This is a genomic window from Halomonas sp. HL-93, assembly GCF_900086985.1.
In the GTDB taxonomy this organism is placed as follows: Bacteria; Pseudomonadota; Gammaproteobacteria; order Pseudomonadales; family Halomonadaceae; genus Vreelandella.
In genome coordinates this window covers 673,858-696,830 of record NZ_LT593974.1, presented here as the reverse complement: position 1 = coordinate 696,830, position 22,973 = coordinate 673,858, and the positions used below count along the sequence as shown (strand labels likewise).

At 53.8% G+C, this 22,973-nt stretch carries 14 protein-coding genes, 3 rRNA genes and 1 pseudogene; 6 read left to right on the top strand and 12 right to left on the bottom strand.

The annotated features are described in order from the left end of the window. Positions 1 to 61 precede the first annotated feature (61 nt). From dctP to GA0071314_RS03090, 4 genes are all read left to right on the top strand, one after another. On the top strand, positions 62 to 1,165 hold the full coding sequence (dctP, locus tag GA0071314_RS03105; RefSeq protein ID WP_074395271.1) for a TRAP transporter substrate-binding protein DctP: 1,104 nt from the start codon (positions 62 to 64) through the stop codon (positions 1,163 to 1,165). 70 nt (positions 1,166 to 1,235) lie between these two features. Next, positions 1,236 to 1,739, top strand: coding sequence for a TRAP transporter small permease subunit (locus GA0071314_RS03100; protein ID WP_074395270.1), 504 nt, complete (start codon positions 1,236 to 1,238; stop codon positions 1,737 to 1,739). Continuing rightward, positions 1,736 to 3,070: a TRAP transporter large permease gene (locus GA0071314_RS03095; RefSeq protein ID WP_074395269.1), complete on the top strand. Its 1,335-nt coding sequence runs from the start codon at positions 1,736 to 1,738 to the stop codon at positions 3,068 to 3,070. Before GA0071314_RS03100 ends, GA0071314_RS03095 begins: the two co-directional genes overlap by 4 nt. Positions 3,071 to 3,306: 236 nt before the next feature. Beyond that, positions 3,307 to 4,920 (top strand): ABC transporter permease, encoded by a 1,614-nt coding sequence (locus GA0071314_RS03090; protein ID WP_082934190.1) that lies wholly within the window; start codon positions 3,307 to 3,309, stop codon positions 4,918 to 4,920. A gap of 15 nt (positions 4,921 to 4,935) precedes the next feature. On the opposite strand, the gene GA0071314_RS03085 is transcribed toward GA0071314_RS03090, so the two are convergent. Further along, on the bottom strand, positions 4,936 to 6,057 hold the full coding sequence (locus tag GA0071314_RS03085; protein ID WP_074395267.1) for an ABC transporter ATP-binding protein: 1,122 nt from the start codon (positions 6,055 to 6,057) through the stop codon (positions 4,936 to 4,938). 199 nt (positions 6,058 to 6,256) lie between these two features. Between GA0071314_RS03085 and GA0071314_RS03080 the strand changes: the two genes are divergently transcribed. Next, positions 6,257 to 7,282 carry a Fe(3+) ABC transporter substrate-binding protein gene (locus GA0071314_RS03080; protein WP_074395266.1) on the top strand — a complete coding sequence of 342 codons (1,026 nt, stop codon included), beginning with the start codon at positions 6,257 to 6,259 and terminating at the stop codon, positions 7,280 to 7,282. A gap of 78 nt (positions 7,283 to 7,360) precedes the next feature. Here the strand turns inward: GA0071314_RS03080 and GA0071314_RS03075 are convergent, their stop codons facing one another. From GA0071314_RS03075 to rluD, 11 genes and pseudogenes are all read right to left on the bottom strand, one after another. Continuing rightward, positions 7,361 to 7,552 (bottom strand): hypothetical protein, encoded by a 192-nt coding sequence (locus GA0071314_RS03075; protein ID WP_074395265.1) that lies wholly within the window; start codon positions 7,550 to 7,552, stop codon positions 7,361 to 7,363. A 363-nt stretch (positions 7,553 to 7,915) separates the two neighbouring features. Next, positions 7,916 to 8,031, bottom strand: a 5S ribosomal RNA gene (gene rrf, locus GA0071314_RS03070). Between the two features lie 131 nt (positions 8,032 to 8,162). Next, positions 8,163 to 11,154, bottom strand: a 23S ribosomal RNA gene (locus tag GA0071314_RS03065). Between the two features lie 310 nt (positions 11,155 to 11,464). Beyond that, positions 11,465 to 12,997 (bottom strand): 16S ribosomal RNA (locus tag GA0071314_RS03060). Together the 16S, 23S and 5S rRNA genes form the textbook arrangement of a ribosomal RNA operon. 455 nt (positions 12,998 to 13,452) lie before the next feature. Beyond that, on the bottom strand, positions 13,453 to 14,325 hold the full coding sequence (gene pssA, locus GA0071314_RS03055; protein ID WP_074395264.1) for a CDP-diacylglycerol--serine O-phosphatidyltransferase: 873 nt from the start codon (positions 14,323 to 14,325) through the stop codon (positions 13,453 to 13,455). A 135-nt stretch (positions 14,326 to 14,460) separates the two neighbouring features. After that, positions 14,461 to 14,589, bottom strand: a pseudogene (locus tag GA0071314_RS19470) (ketol-acid reductoisomerase); the annotation flags it as partial. Between the two features lie 233 nt (positions 14,590 to 14,822). Beyond that, positions 14,823 to 15,314 (bottom strand): acetolactate synthase small subunit, encoded by a 492-nt coding sequence (ilvN, locus tag GA0071314_RS03050; protein ID WP_030074339.1) that lies wholly within the window; start codon positions 15,312 to 15,314, stop codon positions 14,823 to 14,825. Beyond that, positions 15,314 to 17,038 carry an acetolactate synthase 3 large subunit gene (locus GA0071314_RS03045; RefSeq protein ID WP_074395263.1) on the bottom strand — a complete coding sequence of 575 codons (1,725 nt, stop codon included), beginning with the start codon at positions 17,036 to 17,038 and terminating at the stop codon, positions 15,314 to 15,316. Before GA0071314_RS03045 ends, ilvN begins: the two co-directional genes overlap by 1 nt. 457 nt (positions 17,039 to 17,495) lie before the next feature. Continuing rightward, positions 17,496 to 20,090, bottom strand: coding sequence for an ATP-dependent chaperone ClpB (gene clpB / locus GA0071314_RS03040; protein WP_074395262.1), 2,595 nt, complete (start codon positions 20,088 to 20,090; stop codon positions 17,496 to 17,498). Positions 20,091 to 20,238: 148 nt separating this feature from the next. After that, a complete protein-coding gene (pgeF, locus tag GA0071314_RS03035) occupies positions 20,239 to 20,994 on the bottom strand; it encodes a peptidoglycan editing factor PgeF (protein ID WP_074395261.1) in 756 nt (251 codons plus the stop codon). Beyond that, positions 20,991 to 21,950, bottom strand: coding sequence for a 23S rRNA pseudouridine(1911/1915/1917) synthase RluD (gene rluD / locus GA0071314_RS03030; RefSeq protein ID WP_074395260.1), 960 nt, complete (start codon positions 21,948 to 21,950; stop codon positions 20,991 to 20,993). Before rluD ends, pgeF begins: the two co-directional genes overlap by 4 nt. 159 nt (positions 21,951 to 22,109) lie before the next feature. Between rluD and GA0071314_RS03025 the strand changes: the two genes are divergently transcribed. Then, the gene (locus GA0071314_RS03025) at positions 22,110 to 22,916 is read left to right on the top strand and encodes an outer membrane protein assembly factor BamD (RefSeq protein ID WP_074395259.1); all 807 of its coding nucleotides are present in this window, start codon (positions 22,110 to 22,112) and stop codon (positions 22,914 to 22,916) included. Positions 22,917 to 22,973 lie beyond the last annotated feature (57 nt).

Below are 22,973 nucleotides of genomic sequence, written 5' to 3'. Positions count from 1 at the left end.
TGCACTAACTGCATCTAAAAACTCTAAATAAATCAAAACGGCAACCAACAGGACCTACAACATGAAAAAAACTGCCAAGTTTGCCATTACAAGCCTAGCGGCCGGTGTTGCACTGGCGGCAATCTCCTCGACCGCTCACGCCCAACAAGAATGGACCATGACATCCACGTGGCCTGACAACCTGGATTTGATCAAAATTGATGAGCACTGGGTTGATCTGGTTAATCGCCTGGTCGGTGATGAGCTTGAAATCAACTTCCGCTCAGGCGGCACACTGATGCCTGGTACCGAAGTATTTGATGCCACAGAAACCGGCAGCATTGAAGCCGCTGGCGATTGGCCCGGCTACTGGGCAGGCCGCAGCCCGGCATTCTCACCCCTAGCCACTACGTCAAGCTTGTTTAACGGCGTGGACTACATGAACTGGATCCTGCAGTGGGGCGGCTGGGACCTTTATCAAGAAGTCTATGGCGACTACAACATGGTGTATTTGCCTTACGGCATTACCAATAACGAATCAGGCTTCATGGGTGGCACGCCTATTGAAAGCATTGCCGACCTCGACGGCAAACGGCTGCGCTTGTCTGGCCGCGACCAGGGTCGGGTGCTTGAAGAACTCGGCGGTTCACAAGTCACCCTCGCGGGTGGTGAAGTATACCAAGCGCTGGAGCGCGGCGTGATTGACGCTGGCGAATTCTCAACGCCGGGGGTCGACTATAAGGCTGGGTTTGGCGAAGTTGCTGAGCATTGGTCAGTGCCAGGCTGGCACCAGTCTGCCAGTGTTTTCGGTGTAATGATCAACAAAGACGCCTGGGATGAGCTGTCGGAAGATACCCAAGAAGCGCTAAAAATCGCCGCAGAAGCCACCATGGCCTGGTCACTTGCCTGGTCTGAGCGTGAGTCCACCGAAGCTACCGAAAAATTCATCGAAGACGGCATGGAAATCCACCCGCTGCCCGCCGAAGACCTTGAAGAAATTCAAAACATCACCAACCGGGTGATTGTCGAAGGCGCTTGCGAAGACCCCATGCACGCCAAGATCTACCATTCAATGGTGAGCTACATGGAGCACTACGCCACTTGGCGTGATCTCACGGTGCCCTTCAACATGAGTCGCTCTATCAGCAACCTTCCCGACCTCGAAGAAATCGAAGCCTGCCTCTAAACCCTGGTTAAAAGATCGCCTCAGCGCAGTGCGCTGAGGCGATCTTAAGTGCGGAACTTGGAGAACCTCCATGTATGCGATTGCTAAAGCCATCGATACGTTTAATGAGCTGTTTGGACGTATCGTGGCACCGTTAATTGCGCTGATAACGCTGATCGTGCTGTACGACGTGGCGATGCGCTTTTTTCTCGGGCGCCCCAGCGACTGGGCTTTCGATGTCACCAAAATGTTGTTTGGTGCCCATTTCATGCTGATGGCTGCTTATGGATTGCGCCACCATGTGCATGTTGAAGTCGATGTGCTGAAAAGGCTGTTATCCAACCGCAAACAGGCGGTCTTGACACTTGTGGGTTACGCGCTGTTTTTCGTGCCCTTCATCTGGATGTTTATCAATCAGGGCTGGAGCTTCTTCATACGCTCTTTCAGTCGCGGTGAAACCACTTACGGCATGGTGTCAATTCCAGTGTATCCCGTTAAGGGAGTTATCTTGGTCGCAGCAGTGCTAATTTTACTTCAAGCGATCGCGATTGTGCTACGCGCCATTATCCAATTACGCGAGGAGGCCACGACATGAACATCAGCCCCGAAATGCTGACGTTAGTAATGTTTGGTGGCTTGATGATTGGCCTTTTCATGGGCCACCCATTGGCATTTGTACTGGGTGGTGTCGCAGTAGTTGGCGCATTTTTAGGTCCAGGCACACAAGTTATGGGGACGTTGATCAATAACGTTTATGGCAACGCCATGGATAATTACGTTCTTGTCGCCATCCCACTCTTTATCCTCATGGCACGCTTTTTGAACGACTCAGGCGTTACCGAAAAAATGTTTGACGCCATGCGCCTGTTGCTCGCCAACCTACGTGGTGGGTTAGCACTGACAGTCGTAGTGGTTTCGGTGCTGCTTGCTGCGACGACAGGCATCGTGGGCGCTTCCATTGCGGTGATGGGCATGATTGCCCTGGTCCCCATGCTCAAATATGGCTACCACAAAGGATTAAGTACCGGCGTTATCATGGCGAGTGGTTGTTTGGGCATATTGATTCCGCCCAGCATTATGCTGATCTTGATGGCAAGCTATTCGCCGGTTTCCGTGGGCGCGTTGTTTGCTGGCGCCCTGGTGCCCGGGTTAATGCTGGGGGCCATGTATGCGCTCTACGTGCTGATTATTTGTCATCTAAAGCCATCATATGGGCCTGTTGTACCCGCTGAGGAACGGGCAGGTGTTAGCACTCGCGAGCTGCTCATCATGCTAGCGAAATATGTACTGCCACCCATGTCGCTGATCCTAGGGGTACTTGGTGCACTCTTCACCGGCATTGCCACAGCCACCGAAGCCTCGGCAATTGGTGTTTTTATCGCCTTCATGCTGTTTATGATTTTTGGTGATCGCCAGCTTAAAACGTGTTTCAACACCCTTATTGAAGCAAGCAAAACCACTACCATGGTAATGCTGGTGCTGGTGGGCGCTACCGCTTTCACCGGTGTCTTCTCACGCGGCGGTGGCATGGATGTTATCAGCGAGTTGGTGCTAGCAATGCCTGGAGGCACCATTGGCGCGTTAATTCTGATGCTTTTCCTGGTGTTTATCCTGGGCATGTTTCTGGACTGGACCGGCATCGTGCTGCTGAGCTTTCCGATCATGCTTCCGATCGTGGAAACCATGGGAGTCGACATGCTGTGGTTTGTGGTCATGGTAGCTGTGGTGTTACAGACCTCATTTTTGACACCACCGTTCGGTTACGCGCTGTTCTATTTAAAAGGCGTGGCTCCGCCCGGCGTTGAGACGCTTGACCTTTACAAAGCAGTGGTACCATTCGTTGCCCTGATCTTACTGGCCTGTGTGCTAATGGCCATATTCCCCTGGTTGATTACCGGCCTGCCAAGCTTAATGGTCGGCTACTAACCAGACGTCGCTAAGCTAAGTTCAGCCCGGTACTTTACCGGGCTTTTTTGTGCCCTCCGGTGCTTCCTAAGCGGCTGCAGCTTGCGGCTGCCAATGGTACTATTCCACGCCGTGTGCGCCGCATATCGCTGCGATGTCCGTTTGCTTTTGCAAGGAGCCTTCTCTTGTCCCGCTCTACTCCTGGTGAGTTAGCCGCAAAGCGGCGCAGGCCTCAGCAAAACTGGAACCTCTGGACCATGGTGTTAACCGGTGTCGCACTCGTGGTCGCGCTACCCGTCATTGTCGTGTTCACTCATATCGCGCTGCCTACCGATGGCGTCTGGCAGCATCTCGCCAGCACTGTCTTAACGCGATATTTGAACAACACCTTTTGGCTTGTTCTGGTGGTGGGTATCGGAACCCTGATTATCGGCACGGGTACCGCTTGGCTCGTTGTTATGTGCCGTTTCCCAGGCAAGCGATTATTTGAATGGGCATTGCTACTCCCCTTAGCGGTCCCCACTTATGTAATCGCTTACGCTTATACCGATTTTCTTCAGTTTGCAGGCCCGTTTCAGAGCTTTTTGCGCGAAATATTTGGCTGGCAACACGGCGATTACTATTTTCCCAATGTCCGTTCGTTAGGCGGCGCCGCTACGCTTATCACTGTCGTTCTGTATCCATATGTTTATCTATTAGCCCGCGCTTCCTTTTTAGAACAATCGGTATGTGTGCTCGATGTCGGCCGCACCTTAGGGCGCGGCCCGTGGCGGCTATTTTTCAGCATTGCAGTACCGTTAGCACGCCCGGCATTGGTAGGCGGCGTATCGCTGGTACTTATGGAGACACTCAATGAGTTTGGTGCGGTACAGTTTTTCGGGGTAGATACCTTCACTACCGGTATCTACCGCACATGGTTTGGTATGGGCGAGCCCGTGGCAGCTGCCCAGCTGGCTGCGTGCTTACTCAGCTTCGTCATTGTTTTGGTGTTACTGGAACGCTGGTCACGCGGCAAACGGCGCTACTTCCACACCACCAACCGGTACCAGCAATTGCCCGAATACGCGCTTCACGGATGGCGGGCGATAGCCGCTACCGTAGCTTGTGCCATACCAATCACCATTGGATTTCTGCTGCCTAGTGGCATCCTGCTTAACTTAGCGCTTACTGAAGGGGATACGCTATGGGGGCCACGCTTTATTGGTTTTGCGTGGAATAGCCTCAGTTTGTCGGCTATAGCAGCCTTGATAGCAGTCGGCATAGCGGTGCTACTCAGCTATGGCGTTCGGGTACACGATACCCCGCTCGCGCGATTTACCACCCGTATTGCTGCAATGGGCTATGCGATTCCCGGCTCGGTGGTCGCGGTAGGCATTTTAATTCCATTTGCGTGGTTGGATAACGTCATCAATACAGGCTTGCAGGCTTATAACGGTCAGATCGTCGGCCTAATCTTTAGCGGCTCAGCATTTATTTTACTCTACGCTTACCTAGTGCGCTTCCTTGCGGTTTCTTTTAATGCCGTTGAAGCCAGTCTCGGCAAAGTCACCCCGAGCATGGATGCCGCGTCTCGCACCCTGGGCCAAACCGCCGGCGGCACGCTGCGTTATGTACATACCCCTATAATGCGCAGCAGCTTACTCGCAGCAGGCATTTTGGTGTTTGTCGATGTCATGAAAGAGCTTCCCGCCACCGTCATTCTGCGACCGTTCAATTTCGATACGTTAGCGGTGAGAGCGCATAATCTAGCGTCTGATGAGCGCCTAGCTGAGGCCTCCACCTCATCACTGGCCATCGTTGTGGTCGGCATCCTGCCGGTGATACTGCTTAGTATGGCTATGCGGCGCTCACGCCCAGGGGCGTCGCCGTAACACCTAAACACTATTTTAGTGTGGCAAGCTATCCTCGGCTGAACGGGGAAACACAAATACCTGCGACAAATCCAAATGAATATCGATAGGTTGCCCTTCGGCTGGAAGGAAGACCCCCGGCACCCGTGCGTGCAGGTGAGCTTCCTGGCCATTCTCTGCATGTGCGCATAAATGCAGCAAGCTGCTGCGACCTAGCAACTTGGCCATCACAATATGACTATGCGTATGAATATTAGTGGGTAAGTCACGCTCAATGACACGCAAGGCTTCAGGGCGAATCATCACCCTAACGCCAGTGCCGTTGGCAAACCCCTCAGCCGGTACCCAACCAACAGGCGTTGCAACGTGCCCATCTTCCACTACTCCCTCAATCTCATTGACCTCACCAAAAAACGTCACCACAAAAGGGTCGTTGGGTGAGCAATATAACTCTCTCGGAGTGCCTGTCTGGACAATACGCCCATCGCGCATAAGCGCAATTCGATCAGCCATGAACATCGCTTCTTCAGGGTCGTGGGTAACAAGCAAGGTCGCGGCCCCGACCTTTTTTAAGACGTGCAATGTATCATCGCGTATACGGTCTCGTAGTCGAGCATCAAGGCTTGAAAATGGCTCATCTAAAAGCATCAGACGTGGTTCCGGGGCTAAAGCCCGAGCAAGCGCCACACGCTGCTGTTGCCCGCCTGAGAGCATATGGGGGTAGCTCGATGCATAGTCCGCCATTCCTAACTGCGATAGCAGTTCCTCGGCACGCTCTCGCCTATCGCTGGCGGATAGGTGCTTGAGCCCAAAGGTGACGTTTTCCAACACGGATAAATGGGGAAATAGCGCAGAGTCTTGAAACGCTAACCCAACGTTACGCTTCTCTGGCGGTACGTGGCGCAACCCTGGGGCTGCAATTTGTTCATCTTGCAGGCTGACGCTACCCTCTTGTAATGTTTCTAAACCCGCTGCGATACGCAGCAATGTGGTTTTACCGCAGCCTGAGGGGCCCAGTAGGCACACCACTTCTCCAGGTGCTACCGTCAAATCCACACCTTCCACAACGATATGATGGTCAAAAGCGTGCTGAACCTGATGCATCGTAAGCGCGGTCTCATTAAGCGCCTTTTGCTTAGCTGTCATCGTTGCCGTCATTGCGCCACCATTCTATTGGAGGGCCGCCTGTACGAAATGCGAACCACTGAATACGTTTGAAAGTAATTAACATTCTATTTTTTATTTGTCCTATATGCACGCTTCAACGCTAATAGGCTTGACGTTAACGGCACGAAACGCTTCAATCATCACGTTAATAATGCAACTTATTATCATTCATACAACAGGAAGATCACCCATGAAGACTGCACGCCTTACCGCGCCTATCGCGGTTGCTATCGCAAGCTCTGCTTTTGCTAGCCATGCGTTAGCTGATGAGCTCAATGTCTACTCTGCTCGTCACTACGATTCCGATGAGCGCCTGTATGATGCATTTACTGAAGAAACCGGTATTGAAGTCAATATCTTGGAAGGCGATTCCGATCAGTTGATCGAGCGCATCCAGCGCGAAGGTGCTGCAAGCCCCGCCGATATTATGCTGACGGTCGATGCTGGCAGGCTCTGGCGTGCAGAGCAGGATGGTATTTTCCAAGGCATTGAGTCAGACGTGCTTGATGAACGCCTGCCCGAATCAATGCGCCACCCCGAAGGTCGTTGGTTCGGCTTTAGCCAGCGTGCACGGGCGATCTATTACAATCGTGAAAATGTCGACCCCAGCGAGATCAGCAGTTACGAAGACCTGGCCAGCGACGATCTTGATTACAGCGTATGCATTCGCTCCTCCAACAATATCTACAACCAGTCGCTGCTCGCTTCGATGATCGAGCATCACGGCGAAGAAGGAGCCGAAGAGTGGGCTCAGGGCATTGTCGATAATATGGCACGCGATCCAGAAGGCGGTGATACCGACCAGATCCTGGGCGTTGCCAGCGGGGAATGCGATCTCGCGGTAGCTAATCATTATTATTATGTTCGCCTGCTTAAATCAGATGATGAGTCGGATCGCGAAGCTGCCCGCAAAGTTGGCATTATCTTCCCCAATCAGGATGAAAGAGGCACCCATGTCAACGTTGGTGGTGCCGGTGTCGTTGATGGTGCTCCAAACCAAGAAAATGCTGTTCAATTCCTTGAGTTTTTAGCATCCGATACCGCCCAGGAGATTTTCGCCTCGGGTAACAATGAGTTCCCCGTCGTGGATAGCGTTAAGCGTGATCCCGTCCTTGAGTCATGGGGCAACTTTAAGAAAGACGACGTGAATATTAACGCCTTGGGAGAAAACAACCCAGAAGCCATCCGCATTTTTGATCGGGTCGACTGGCGTTAATTTTTAGCGTTTAACAACGTAAAAGCCCTACTGTATACGCAGTAGGGCTTTCAGTATTTATAAGGTTAGATAAGAGGCTTACTCTTCCTCAGCAGCTTCTTCCATCTCTTCTCCGGTTTCTTCCATTTCTTCACCGGCATCGTCCATACTCTCATCAACATTTTCACCAGCCTCTTCTGCTGGCCCTTGCTCATCTTCACAGGCGGCTAACCCAACTGCCAGAAAAGCTAACAAGATAGCAACTCCAATCGTTTTCAGTCCTTTATACATAATCAAGCTCCTTTTATCACAGTAATAAAAAAATCAATTGCTGCTTAATATTAGATGCCATACATACACACCGCCAGTAACAAATCACTTATAACGTAAAAACCCCAGCCTATTGGCCTGGGTTTCTGCGGTGATATAGGCACCTGACGACCAGAGCGGCCTTCCGTCGGCCGGCACTCCGCGACGCTCCATGGGGAGAGACCCTGTTTTTCTTCCGCGCAACAAAAAGCCCCGAACACACTGTGCTCGGGGCTTTTCTAAATAAGTACCTGACGGTTACCCGGTCGGCGCTCCGATACTCTTCATGGGGAGACCCCTAAACACAAAGCCCCGACCAAACGGCCGGGGCTTCGCTAAATAAGTGCCTGACAATGACCTACTCTCGCATGGGGAGACCCCACACTACCATCGGCGCGAAGCGGTTTCACTGCTGAGTTCGGCATGGGATCAGGTGGTTCACGCTTGCTATGGTCGTCAGGCGTAACTTTAAATGTCTATCATGCTGTGTTTTGTGGCGTCTCTCTTACCAAGCCCTGTGCCTTAAACACTTGGCTCAGTGCGCGTATCCGGTTTCATCATTATCATCACGACCAGACCCCTTGGGTGTTATAGGGTCAAGCCTCACGGGCCATTAGTACACGTTAGCTCAACACCTTGCAGCGCTTCCACACCGTGCCTATCAACCAGCTGGTCTCGCTGGGCCCTTCAGGAGGCTCTAGGCCTCAGGGATGTCTCATCTTGAAGGGGGCTTCCCGCTTAGATGCTTTCAGCGGTTATCCCGTCCGCACATAGCTACCCGGCAATGCCACTGGCGTGACAACCGGAACACCAGAGGTGCGTCCACTCCGGTCCTCTCGTACTAGGAGCAGCCCTTCTCAAACATCCAACGCCCACGGCAGATAGGGACCGAACTGTCTCACGACGTTCTAAACCCAGCTCGCGTACCACTTTAAATGGCGAACAGCCATACCCTTGGGACCGACTTCAGCCCCAGGATGTGATGAGCCGACATCGAGGTGCCAAACACCGCCGTCGATGTGAACTCTTGGGCGGTATCAGCCTGTTATCCCCGGAGTACCTTTTATCCGTTGAGCGATGGCCCTTCCATACAGAACCACCGGATCACTAGAACCTGCTTTCGCACCTGCTCGACGTGTCTGTCTCGCAGTCAAGCACCCTTATGCTCTTGCACTCATTGCACGATGTCCGACCGTGCTGAGGGTACCTTCGTGCTCCTCCGTTACGCTTTGGGAGGAGACCGCCCCAGTCAAACTACCCACCACACACTGTCCTCGATCCGGATAACGGACCTGAGTGAGAACGCCAATGATGCCAGGCTGGTATTTCAAGGTTGGCTCCCTTCGAACTGGCGTCCAAAGTTCAAAGCCTCCCAGCTATCCTACACAGGCAACATCAGCGTCCAGTGTGAAGCTATAGTAAAGGTTCACGGGGTCTTTCCGTCTAGCCGCGGGTACACCGCATCTTCACGGCGATTTCAATTTCACTGAGTCTCGGGTGGAGACAGCGTGGCCATCATTACGCCATTCGTGCAGGTCGGAACTTACCCGACAAGGAATTTCGCTACCTTAGGACCGTTATAGTTACGGCCGCCGTTTACCGGGGCTTCAATCAAGAGCTTCGGACGAATCCTAACACCATCATTTAACCTTCCGGCACCGGGCAGGCGTCACACCCTATACGTCCGCTTGCGCGTTAGCAGAGTGCTGTGTTTTTAATAAACAGTTGCAGCCACCTGGTATCTTCGACCGGTTCTCGCTTAAGCCGCAAGGGCTCTCACAATACGCCGGCGTGCCTTCTCCCGAAGTTACGGCACCATTTTGCCTAGTTCCTTCACCCGAGTTCTCTCAAGCGCCTTGGGATTCTCACCCTGACCACCTGTGTCGGTTTGGGGTACGGTCGCACATGATCTGAAGCTTAGAGGCTTTTCCTGGAAGCGTGGCATCGATGACTTCAACACCGTGGTGTCTTCGTCTCGTCTCTCGGCCTTAAGGGTCCGGATTTACCTAAACCCTCAGCCTACGGACTTTCACCAGGACTACCAACGCCTGGCTCATCTAGCCTTCTTCGTCCCCCCATCGCAACCATGTCCGGTACGGGAATATTGACCCGTTTCCCATCGACTACGCCTTTCGGCCTCGCCTTAGGGGCCGACTCACTCTGCTCCGATTAGCGTCGAACAGAAACCCTTGGTCTTCCGGCGAGGGAGTTTTTCACTCCCTTTATCGTTACTCATGTCAGCATTCGCACTCGTGATACCTCCAGCAGACTTCTCAATCCACCTTCATCGGCGTACACGACGCTCCTCTACCGCGCATTCCTAAGAACGCACCCGTAGCTTCGGTACCTGGTTTAGCCCCGTTACATCTTCCGCGCAGGCCGACTCGACTAGTGAGCTATTACGCTTTCTTTAAAGGATGGCTGCTTCTAAGCCAACCTCCTAGCTGTCTGAGCCTTCCCACATCGTTTCCCACTTAACCAGGATTTCGGGACCTTAGCTGACGGTCTGGGTTGTTTCCCTTTTCACAACGGACGTTAGCACCCGCTGTGTGTCTCCCACGCTCGCACTCACCGGTATTCGGAGTTTGCCTCGGGTTGGTAAGTCGGGATGACCCCCTAGCCGAAACAGTGCTCTACCCCCGGCGGTGATACGTGAGGCGCTACCTAAATAGCTTTCGAGGAGAACCAGCTATCTCCGAGCTTGATTAGCCTTTCACTCCGATCCACAAGTCATCCAAATCTTTTTCAACAGATCCTGGTTCGGGCCTCCAATTGATGTTACTCAATCTTCACCCTGCTCATGGATAGATCGCTCGGTTTCGGGTCTATATCCAGCGACTGCGTCGCCCAGTTAAGACTCGGTTTCCCTACGGCTCCCCTATACGGTTAACCTCGCCACTGAATATAAGTCGCTGACCCATTATACAAAAGGTACGCAGTCACCCCATCACTAAGCCACCTCTGCTTGTTTGGGTGGGTTGAACGTTGCAAGCAACGTTAACCGTCAAGCGGGGGCTGATGGTGTTCCACATCACGAAGAAGCTTAGTGATGGGGCTCCTACTGCTTGTACGCACACGGTTTCAGGATCTATTTCACTCCCCTCTCCGGGGTTCTTTTCGCCTTTCCCTCACGGTACTGGTTCACTATCGGTCAGCCAGGAGTATTTAGCCTTGGAGGATGGTCCCCCCGTCTTCAGTCAAGGTTTCTCGTGCCCCGACCTACTCGATTTCACATGATCAGACTTTCGACTACGGGGCTATCACCCGCTACGGCCGCGCTTCCCAACGCATTCGCCTAATCAGTCACATGCTTAAGGGCTGGTCCCCGTTCGCTCGCCGCTACTGGGGGAATCTCGGTTGATTTCTTTTCCTCAGGGTACTTAGATGTTTCAGTTCCCCTGGTTCGCCTCCTGGCCCTATAGATTCAGGACAGGATACCGATCTTGTGATCGGTGGGTTTCCCCATTCAGAAATGCCCGGGTCACAGGTTGTTTGCCACCTCGCCGAGCCTTATCGCAGGCTTCCACGTCTTTCATCGCCTCTGGCTGCCTAGGCATCCACCGTGTGCGCTTCATTGCTTGACCCTATAACCCGAAGGAGTCTGGTATCTCGCAATGATAACGATTGCCGGATACGCTTGAGACGTATCACAAAACAATTACGTAGGAACGTGTTCAAAACACGTTCCTGTCAGCATGATATACATTTTTAAAGAGCGACTGCTATGCGCAGTGATAAGCGGATGCTTTTTTCACTTTAAAAGAAAAAGAAAGGTCTTTAAAAAAAGGTCTTTTTTCTTTTTTCAATGTGAAGACAACGCTTATCACTGCGTATCGGCAGTTTCTTGATCAGGTAATTCATTGTGAGCGCTTACCGCGAGGATAATGCATCGTTTAAGGAGGTGATCCAGCCGCAGGTTCCCCTACGGCTACCTTGTTACGACTTCACCCCAGTCATGAACCACACCGTGGTGATCGCCCTCCAAAGTTAGGCTAACCACTTCTGGTGCAGTCCACTCCCATGGTGTGACGGGCGGTGTGTACAAGGCCCGGGAACGTATTCACCGTGACATTCTGATTCACGATTACTAGCGATTCCGACTTCACGGAGTCGAGTTGCAGACTCCGATCCGGACTGAGACCGGCTTTAAGGGATTCGCTGACTCTCGCGAGCTCGCAGCCCTCTGTACCGGCCATTGTAGCACGTGTGTAGCCCTACCCGTAAGGGCCATGATGACTTGACGTCGTCCCCACCTTCCTCCGGTTTGTCACCGGCAGTCTCCTTAGAGTTCCCGGCATTACCCGCTGGCAAATAAGGACAAGGGTTGCGCTCGTTACGGGACTTAACCCAACATTTCACAACACGAGCTGACGACAGCCATGCAGCACCTGTCTTACAGTTCCCGAAGGCACACCAAGATCTCTCTCGGCTTCTGTAGATGTCAAGGGTAGGTAAGGTTCTTCGCGTTGCATCGAATTAAACCACATGCTCCACCGCTTGTGCGGGCCCCCGTCAATTCATTTGAGTTTTAACCTTGCGGCCGTACTCCCCAGGCGGTCGACTTATCGCGTTAACTTCGCCACAAAGTGCGCTAGGCACCCAACGGCTGGTCGACATCGTTTACGGCGTGGACTACCAGGGTATCTAATCCTGTTTGCTACCCACGCTTTCGCACCTCAGTGTCAGTGTCAGTCCAGAAGGCCGCCTTCGCCACTGGTATTCCTCCCGATCTCTACGCATTTCACCGCTACACCGGGAATTCTACCTTCCTCTCCTGCACTCTAGCCTGATAGTTCCGGATGCCGTTCCCAGGTTGAGCCCGGGGCTTTCACAACCGGCTTATCAAGCCACCTACGCGCGCTTTACGCCCAGTAATTCCGATTAACGCTTGCACCCTCCGTATTACCGCGGCTGCTGGCACGGAGTTAGCCGGTGCTTCTTCTGCGAGTGATGTCTTTCCTGGCGGGTATTAACCACCAGGCGTTCTTCCTCGCTGAAAGTGCTTTACAACCCGAGGGCCTTCTTCACACACGCGGCATGGCTGGATCAGGGTTGCCCCCATTGTCCAATATTCCCCACTGCTGCCTCCCGTAGGAGTTCGGGCCGTGTCTCAGTCCCGATGTGGCTGATCATCCTCTCAGACCAGCTACGGATCGTCGCCTTGGTGAGCCGTTACCTCACCAACCAGCTAATCCGGCATAGGCTCATCCGATAGCGGGAGCCAAAGCCCCCTTTCTCCCGTAGGACGTATGCGGTATTAGCCTGGGTTTCCCCAGGTTATCCCCCACTACCGGGTAGATTCCTATGCATTACTCACCCGTCCGCCGCTCGTCAGCATCCAGCAAGCTGGATCTGTTACCGCTCGACTTGCATGTGTTAGGCCTGCCGCCAGCGTTCAATCTGAGCCATGATCAAACTCTTCAGTTTAAAATCATTGTGATTCTTACTCACTACCCCGAAGGGCAGCAAAAGCGAACCAAACTTGGCTCAAGGGTCAAACGAATTCATTCAATATCGGCTTCGAAAAGCCGTAGTGCTTGAGTCGCTTGCCTTGATAATAGGTGATTTATCACCCTCATCGGCAAGCGCCCACATGAATTACCTGATCAAATTATTAAAGAGCGTTTCGCTTTACAAAACCGGCCAACCGGTGAACGGTTTGGCCTCAGCGAGGAAGGCGTATTCTACGTACTTCCAGGTGGTTGTCAATGACTAATTGGCGCGAGGTGATGCAAACCCACTGTCACCATCAGCAACCTAACTCACTGACAAACCGAGGGTTTTTAACCCCTTCCACCGCCAGCAACGCTTGGCGTCCCCGGCAGCGGATGCGTACTTTACGGTTTTAAAGACAGGTTAGCAAGAACCTCGGCAATAAAATTCTAACTTTTCGGCTTTGCCTTGCGCATAACAGCCAGTACAGGCCCCGAGAGCACATAGGCGCCGAACAGCAAAAGCAGCATGACAGATGGTTCAACGGAGATCATCACAAAGCCTAGCACCACCGCCAACAATACAACGAAAGGCACCGGCTTTTTAAAGTCGAGATCTTTAAAGCTGTAGTAGCGGATATTACTCACCATAAGGACGCCTGCCGCCGCCACCACGACCAGCATCAACAATTTGAAGCCGAAGGCATCCGCGTCAAAGCTGTGAAATGTCCATACACTGGCTGCCACTAAGGCTGCCGCAGAAGGACTGGGCAAGCCGATAAACCATTTTTTGTCCACACTACCAATCTGCACGTTAAAACGCGCCAAGCGCAGGGCCGCACAGGCAACATAGAGAAACGCCACGACCCAGCCGGTTTTACCGATATCTTGTAAAATCCAAGTAAAGGCCACCAGGGCCGGCGCCATGCCAAAGGAGATCATATCGGCCAGGCTGTCGTATTCGGCACCGAAAGCACTTTGCGTATTGGTCATTCGCGCAACTCGGCCGTCCAAACCGTCGAGCACCATGGCAATAAAAATGGCAACAGCCGCCGCCGTAAAGTCGCCATTGATACCCGCCACCACAGCAAAGAACCCTGAAAACAGTGCTGAAGTGGTGAATAAATTAGGCAGTAGATAAATTCCCTTGCGGCGGACTTTCTTACCATCCTCTACCGCCTCTTCAACCACTTCGGTTTCTCGCAGAAAAGCAGCGGCCAAATCTTCATTACCAACCGCCTCACTGCTTTCGCCTTTGCGGCCCTCTTGGCCATCTGGCCGCGAGGTAGATTCGTGCTCTTGATCACGAGCATCCTGAGTCATAGAAGTCATCCGTTGAATATGAAGTGACATGCAAAGCGTCTATTTCATTCTACACGGTGTGACGCACTCAGCCAGTCAATTACCGACGTACCTACCAAACGCAACGAGGCGCGCCCCGTTAAACTAAGTGACCACTTAGTTCTTAGATTTATCAACCAGCTGGTTGGCCGCAATCCAAGGCATTATGCCGCGCAGCTTAGCACCTACCTGCCCGATTTCATGCTCTGCGTTGAGGCGGCGTGCGGTCATCGATGGGTAATTACTATAGCTACACACCGGCGACCCCGCCGATGTCATGACCCGCGTACTGGATGGCGCTGACGATATGGCAATAACCTCGCCCGCGTATCGCGTATACCGCCAAGTGCGCTGGCCTTTAAATCGCTCAAGCGCTCACCGTTAGTGTTTTTTTGGCAACCGTTAGCGCGCTAGAAAAGCCTTCGCATATAAAAAAGCCGCCCTGGGTAAGGGCGGCCTTCTTAGATTAAGTCAACGACTTACAGAGATAGCACTTTATCGCCACGAGCAATGCCAGAGACCCCGGTACGGGCGACCTCAAGGATGCCCACCGGCGCCATCGCCTGCAGGAAAGCATCCAGCTTCGAGGCATCACCGGTGATCTGCACGGTGTAGAGGCTCGGCGTAACGTCGACGATTTGCGCGCGGAAAATATCCACCGTGCGCTTCACCTCGTCGCGGGCAGCACCTAGCGCTTTTACCTTCACCAGCATGAGCTCACGTTCAATATGGTTGCCTTCGGTGAGATCCACCAGCTTGACCACATCAATCAGCTTATTAAGATGCTTGGTAATTTGCTCAATCACCCGGTCGTCGCCCACGGTGGTCACCGTCAGACGCGAGAGCGACGGGTCTTCTGTGGGTGCCACGTTAAGCGTTTCGATGTTGAAATTTCGCTGGGAAAACAGCCCGACCACACGCGACAGCGCACCCGGTTCGTTTTCCATCAGAATCGAGATGATATGACGCATCAGGTACGCTCCGTTTTAGACAGCAGCATGTCGCGCATGGCACCCAGCGGCACCTGCATCGGATAGACGTGCTCAAAAGGGTCGACCTTCACGTCAAGAAATACCAGCTCATGCTTGTCGGCAAACGCCCGTTCTAGCGCTGGCTCTAACTCATCCAAGGTATTAACGGTGATCGCGGTAAATCCATAGGCCTCGATCAACATATGGAAGTCAGGCAGCGACTCCATGTAGGAGTGGGCGTGGCGAGACTTGTAGTTCAAGTCCTGCCACTGGCGCACCATACCAAGTGATGCATTGTTAAGGTTGACGATCTTGACGCCGATACCATACTGCTTACAGGTTGAGAGCTCCTGCATCATCATCTGGAAACTGCCTTCACCGGTGACGCACACCACATCATCATCCGGAAAGTTCTGCTTGATACCCATGGCGGCAGGAAAGCCAAAACCCATGGTGCCCAAACCACCCGAGGTAATCAGCCGGTTGGGCTTCTCAAACTTGTAGTACTGCGCTGCGAACATCTGGTGCTGACCAACATCGGTAGTGACGTAGGCTTCGCCACGCGTCACGCGACACAGTGCCTCTACCACTTCCTGGGGCTTGAGCGGCTCACCGGGCTTGGCTGGCTCGTAAAGCTTGCCTTCACGGTCGGCACGCCAGCCGTCAATTTTCTGCCACCAGTCGGTCAGCGCTTCAGGGTTAGCAATGCTTTGCCCCTGCACCAGGCTAATCATTTCGTTAATAACGCTCGAAGCCGGCCCAACGATCGGCACGTCGGCACGCACGGTTTTGGATATCGAGCTCGGGTCGACATCCACATGGATAATCTTCGCCGTAGGGCAAAACTTCGATGTATTATTAGTCACACGATCATCAAAGCGCGCGCCAACGGCAATAATCAAATCCGCATGATGCATGGCCATGTTTGACTCATACGAGCCGTGCATACCCAACCATCCCAGGCATTGCCGGTCGCTCTGGGGATAGGCGCCGATCCCCATCAGCGTGGTCGTGATCGGAAAACCCAGCTGTTTGACCAGATCGGTCAAGCCCTCGCTTGCCCTGCCTGTCACCACACCACCGCCGGTGTAAAACACCGGACGCTTGGCCTTGAGCATCATCTCAACGGCTTTTTTGATCTGGCCGGTATGCCCCCGGGTGACCGGGTTATACGAGCGCATCTTGACCTTTTTCGGGTAGACGTACTCGTAGCGCTCGGTGGGCGCGGTCATATCTTTTGGAATATCGACCACTACCGGGCCAGGCCGACCCGTTGCGGCTAAATAGAAGGCTTTTTTCAGCACTTCAGGAATTTCAGACGGGTGACGTATCGAGAAGCTGTGCTTCACGATAGGCCGCGTCACACCGACGATATCAGTCTCCTGGAAAGCGTCTTCACCGATCAGGTGGCTAGCCACCTGACCACATAGCACCACCATGGGTATCGAGTCCATGTAGGCGGTGGCTATGCCGGTCACGGCGTTAGTCGCACCAGGGCCAGAGGTGACCAGCACGCAGCCGGGCTTACCCGAGGCACGGGCGTAACCATCGGCAGCGTGGGTTGCCGCTTGTTCGTGACGCACCAGAATGTGCTTCACTTTGTCCTGACGGAAGAGCGCATCATAAATATGCAGCGCTGCACCGCCGGGGTAACCATAAATATATTCGATGCCCTCATCTTGCAAGAAGCGGGCGATCATATCTGCGCCGGAAAGCAATTCCACTGTATTTCTCCCCTGGAGGTCTCGAGTGCGATCCGCAGACGATTCTGCGGTGTCGAGTGCGGCGGTATGCCGCTGCCGGTCCATGCCGGCACCTGATGCCAAACCCTGGCATATGGCCCGGTTAGGGCCTGCACTCTCATCGGGAACCCTGATTTATGCGAGCACAAATCAGCGATCCCCTTTCACGGCGGTTTGCCGTGTCGGGGCGTTGGCCAGGTTCGGGCGGTTAGCCCAAGCCCGGAAATCCTTCGGCGGGTAAAGGTCTTCGCCTACCCTTCGCGCGGGGATTGGGGGTTACCCGTTGGTTCCGCGCCCGCAAATCAGGAACCCACAAGATTCCATTAGCATCCTCAGCCTGTCAACCTCCGATCAGGTTAAAGGCCATAAACGGCTAGTACTTGCATAAAAAAAGCCCCGCTGGCAACGCCCAACGGAGCTTAACAACACGGCGGTGGTATTAACTGAACACTAACTTGCCGTCTTGTGCACTGATATGGATAGTGTCACCCGGCGAGAACTTACCGGCTAGCAAATCCTGCGCCAAGGGGTTCTCAATACGGCTTTGAATGGCCCGCTTGAGTGGCCTTGCGCCATAGACAGGGTCGAAGCCTACCACGGCCAACTGCGCCATGGCGTCGTCGCTCACCTCCAGGCTTAGCTCGTGCTCAGCCAGGCGCGCTTTAAGGCGTTCCAGTTGGATGCCGGCAATCGCTTGAATTTGCTCCTGACCAAGCGCGTGAAAGACCACCACTTCATCGATGCGGTTGATCAGCTCAGGTCGGAAGTGGTTACCCACCACCTCCATGACCATGCTCTTCATCGACTCATAGTCGCTATCCTTATCAGCACTGACGTCACCGCCCATGCGCTGGATAATATCCGAGCCCATGTTCGAGGTCATGACGATCACAGTATTGCGGAAGTCCACCGTACGGCCCTGGCCGTCGGTTAGGCGGCCATCTTCCAACACCTGTAGCAGGATATTGAACACATCCGGGTGGGCTTTCTCTACCTCATCCAGCAACATCACCGAATAGGGTTTACGGCGCACGGCTTCGGTTAAATAACCTCCCTCTTCATAGCCGACGTAGCCAGGGGGCGCACCAATCAAGCGAGCCACGGAGTGCTTCTCCATAAACTCGGACATATCGATACGTACCATGGCCTCTTCGGTATCGAACAGGAAGTTAGCCAGTGACTTACATAGCTCGGTTTTACCTACGCCGGTGGGGCCTAGGAACAGGAATGAACCGTTGGGACGATTGGGGTCGGCAAGGCCTGCCCGAGAGCGACGTACCGCATTGGCTACCGCCCCGACCGCTTCATCTTGCCCAATCACCCGCTCGTGCAATGCCTCTTCCATGCGCAACAGCTTATCGCGCTCGCCTTCCAGCATTTTGGAGACGGGAATACCGGTCCAGCGGGAGACAACCTCAGCGATTTCTTCTTCTGTCACGTTGGAGCGCAGCAATTGATGGCTTGAGGTATCTGCTTCGCCTTCGCCGCTTTCGGCAATTTTCTTCTCTAGCTCGGGAATCTTGCCGTACTGGATTTCCGACATGCGGCCTAAGTCGCCCTGGCGGCGGGCCTGCTCAAGATCAATCCGGGCTTGCTCCAGCTCGGCTTTGAACTGCGCAGCGCCTTGAATGCTGGCCTTTTCGGCTTTCCATATTTCATCCAGATCCGCGTACTCGCGCTCCAATTCATGGATCTGGTTATTGAGTGCTTCCAAGCGCTTTTTGGTCGCCTCGTCCGTCTCTTTTTTAAGCGCTTCGCGCTCCATTTTGAGCTGAATCAAGCGGCGATCGAGCTTGTCCATCTCTTCGGGCTTGGAATCCAGCTCCATGCGGATACGAGAAGCCGCCTCGTCGATCAGGTCGATAGCTTTGTCGGGCAGTTGGCGATCAGTGATATAGCGCGTAGAGAGCTTCGCTGCGGCAATAATCGCCGAGTCGGTGATATCCACGCCATGGTGCACTTCGTAGCGCTCTTTCAAACCGCGTAAAATCGCTACGGTATCTTCTTCCGTGGGCTCATCGACCAGCACCTTTTGGAAGCGGCGCTCAAGCGCGGCATCCTTCTCAATATATTTGCGGTATTCATCCAGCGTGGTGGCACCGACGCAGTGCAATTCGCCCCGCGCTAGCGCCGGCTTGAGCATATTACCCGCATCCATGGCACCGTCCGCCTTACCGGCGCCCACCATGGTATGGAGCTCATCAATGAACAGGATGACCCGACCTTCTTCCTGGGAAAGCTCTTTAAGCACCGCTTTTAGGCGCTCTTCAAATTCCCCACGGAATTTAGCGCCCGCCAACAGCGAGCCCATGTCCAGCGACAGCACGCGTTTGTCTTTAAGGCCTTCGGGTACCTCGCCATCGACAATCCGCTGCGCCAGACCTTCAACGATGGCGGTTTTACCAACACCGGGTTCCCCAATTAAAACAGGGTTGTTTTTGGTACGCCGCTGCAGCACTTGGATGGTACGGCGAATTTCGTCGTCACGGCCGATTACCGGATCAAGCTTGCCGTCCAGGGCGCGCTGGGTCAGATCCAGTGTGTACTTATTAAGCGCTTCACGCTGATCTTCCGCATTAGGATCATCGACGGTTTCTCCACCACGCAAGCTGTTAATCGCAGCCTCAAGTGACTTTCGATCAATCCCTGCTGCTTTGAGCAGCTTGGTGACCGCCGAATTCATCTCCAATGCTGCCAGCAGCACCAATTCGCTGGCGATGAACTGGTCGCCGCGCTTCTGCGCTTCGCGGTCAGTTAAGTTAAATAGCTTGATGAACTCCCGCGATGGCTGCACTTCGCCATCGAACTGGCCCACCTTGGGCAAATCATCCAACTGTTGCACTAAACCATCGCGCAGACGTGAGCTGCTGCCCTCGGCTTTTTCAATCAGCGCTTTGATGCCGGTATCTTTAGTGTCCAGCAGCGCCAGCAGCAGGTGAGCAGGCTCAAGCTGATTATGCCCACGGCCTACCGCAAGCGACTGCGCTTCGGCAATGCCGGCCTGGAGCTTGGCGGTAAATTTATCGAATCTCATGCAGTTCCTCCTGGGGGTGACCGCGCGTTTGGACGCGCGGCGTATCCCGACAACCTGTCTGTTAAACGTGCTAATCACGATTAGCTTGACAAGTTAAATGGCGTCAATTCCAGGAGGTTTCAAGGGGACGTGGTAGCAGCCAGCCGGTTTATTTGATCCAGATCACGCTCGCCATCCTTCCGGTATTGCCAACATCACGACGATAGGAATAAAAACGTGATTCACAGGCAGTACAGAAATGGCCACCGCTGATCTGATGAATTCCCAACGCCTCAAGGCGAAAGCGAGCCAACCGGTAAAGATCAGCCATGTAATGACCTAAGCGGTAAGGGCTGTGATCGAACGCTTCAGCCGTTTCAGGCTGAACGGCGACAAACGCGCCATACACTTCCGGCCCTACTTCGAACTGAGCATTGGAAATCGCAGGTCCCAACCAAACCAGAATATCATCCGGGTCGCTGTTCATCGCCGCCACGGTGGCTTCCAGCACACCGGTTGCTAAACCACGCCAACCCGCGTGGGCAACAGCCACTTGGGAGCCCTGGCGATTACAAAACAATACCGGCAAACAGTCGGCGGTTAGCACCACGCAAGCATAGTCATTACCGTTAGCAATCGACGCATCTGCTTCCGGAACATCGGCCTGGAAGGCCTGTTGCACCCGCGCGCCATGGGTTTGCTTAAGCCACAAAAACGGGCGCTCATCGCCAATTTCTTTTCCCATAAGCCGCCGACACAGCGCCACGTGATCAGCGTTATCGCCCACATGAGACGCTGGGTTAAAAGCAGCAAAATTATCTTGGCTTGGCCCTGTTTCACGCGTGGTGACAAACGCCCGCACATTGCTCGGCGCCGGCCAGTCGGGTAGCAGCAACGTGGGCCTCAGGTCGATGGCATCGCTCATTGCATGGTCTCGCTATCGTCACGCAGGTAGTCCAATAACAGTAGTAGATCATCGGGCAGACCAGCGTGGAAAGTAAGCGTTTCGCCGCTAACGGGATGAACGAAACGCAGCTTGCGCGCATGTAGCGCCTGACGGGGAAATTCACGCAGAATTTCTTTCAAGGGCCCAGCAGCTCCCGGCGGTAGCTTGGCCCGGCCACCGTACAAGGGGTCGCCAATTAGCGGGTAGCGGGCATGCGCCATATGCACACGAATTTGGTGGGTACGCCCGGTTTCCAACTGGCAGCGAACGTGCGTATGGGCCCGGAAACGCTCCACCACACGAAAATGGGTCACCGCGGGCTTTCCCGAAGCGTTGACTGCTTGCCGCTTACGGTCTTTGGGGTGGCGTCCAATCGGCGCATCGATAGTGCTACCGGCGATCGGCTTGCCAATCACCACTGCATCGTATTGACGGGAAACACTGCGCGCCTGCAATTGCTCGACCAGAGTGGTTTGCGCAGGCAGCGTTTTTGCCACCATCATTAACCCGGTGGTGTCTTTATCAAGCCGATGCACAATGCCAGCTCGTGGCACTTCAGCCAACGCAGGGTGATGATGCAAGAGCGCATTCAATAAGGTGCCATCTGGGTTGCCCGCCGCCGGATGAACCACCATACCGGCCGGCTTGTTGACCACCATCACCGCATCATCCTCAAATACGATATCCAATGGTATGGCCTGCGGCTCAAAACGGGTATCCTCTTCGAGTGTCGCTTGCAACACCAGCATTTCATGCCCGTGGAGCTTGACTTTCGGCTTGGCTGGTTTGCCGTCTACGGTCAATTCGCCGGTATTGATCCACGCTTTTAAACGTTCACGGGAGTAATCACTGAACAACTCGGCCGCCGCTTGGTCCAAGCGGGCACCTGCCAATGATGTCGGCACGCGTTGCGTAGCTTCAACACTGCGAGGCATGGGATAATTTCCTTTGACGACACCTCGACAACGTAATGCGAAGCCTGCGTTTTGCGCCGAGGTGATTTATAGTGGACGAACTGCGACCTATTCTACCATTTCTACTTATGGCCATCGTCGCTTTTCGATGATTGAGGCTTGTTTGCAACGAGGATGATGATGCGCGTTTTTTCCGCTGCCAATCGCTTTGGCGTGTTAGCTTTAAGCTTTGCCTTGCTGGCCGGCTGTGCCAGCAACGATACGACCTCCGAAGAGGAGGATGAATACGCTGGCGTCGATGAACGTGAGCTATACGACCGAGCTCGCGACGCCCTAGATGATAATCGCTTTAACATTGCGATCGAACGGTTAGAAGCGTTGGATACACGCTACCCGTTTGGCGAACACGCTGAGCAAGCTCAGTTAGAGATCATCTACGCCTACTACGAAAATAGCGATTGGGAAGAGGCTCGCGCCGCAGCCAGCCGCTTTATTCGCCTGCACCCCGACCACCCACAGGTCGATTATGCCTATTACCTGCGCGGTTTATCAGCATGGCAGGCAGGGCGTTTCAGCCTTGAGCGTCTTCGCTTGATTGATATCTCCAAGCGCGATCTTGGCGCAACACGAGACGCTTACAGCGATTTCCGCGAGCTGATTCAACGCTACCCGGAAAGCGAGTACGCCCCCGACGCGCAGCAGCGGATTGTGTATCTGCGCGAATTGCTTGCTCGCCACGAACTACACGTTGCTGATTACTACCTGCGGCGTGGCGCTTACCTCGCCGCCGTTGAACGCGGACGCTGGGTAGTCGAGAACTATCCCGAATCCAATGCCAGTCACGACGCGCTTGCCACTATGGTTGAGGGCTACCAGGGACTGGAAATGGATGACCGCGCAGAGGAAGTACTCGCCGTGCTGCGTGAAAATGCTCCCGACCATGACCAACTTGATGGCAATCGATTTGCACCAAAACATCTCGACTAACGCTGAGACTTCGCTAAATGAGCATTAAGCATAGCGCCTAGCTTGTACAAGTTTCAC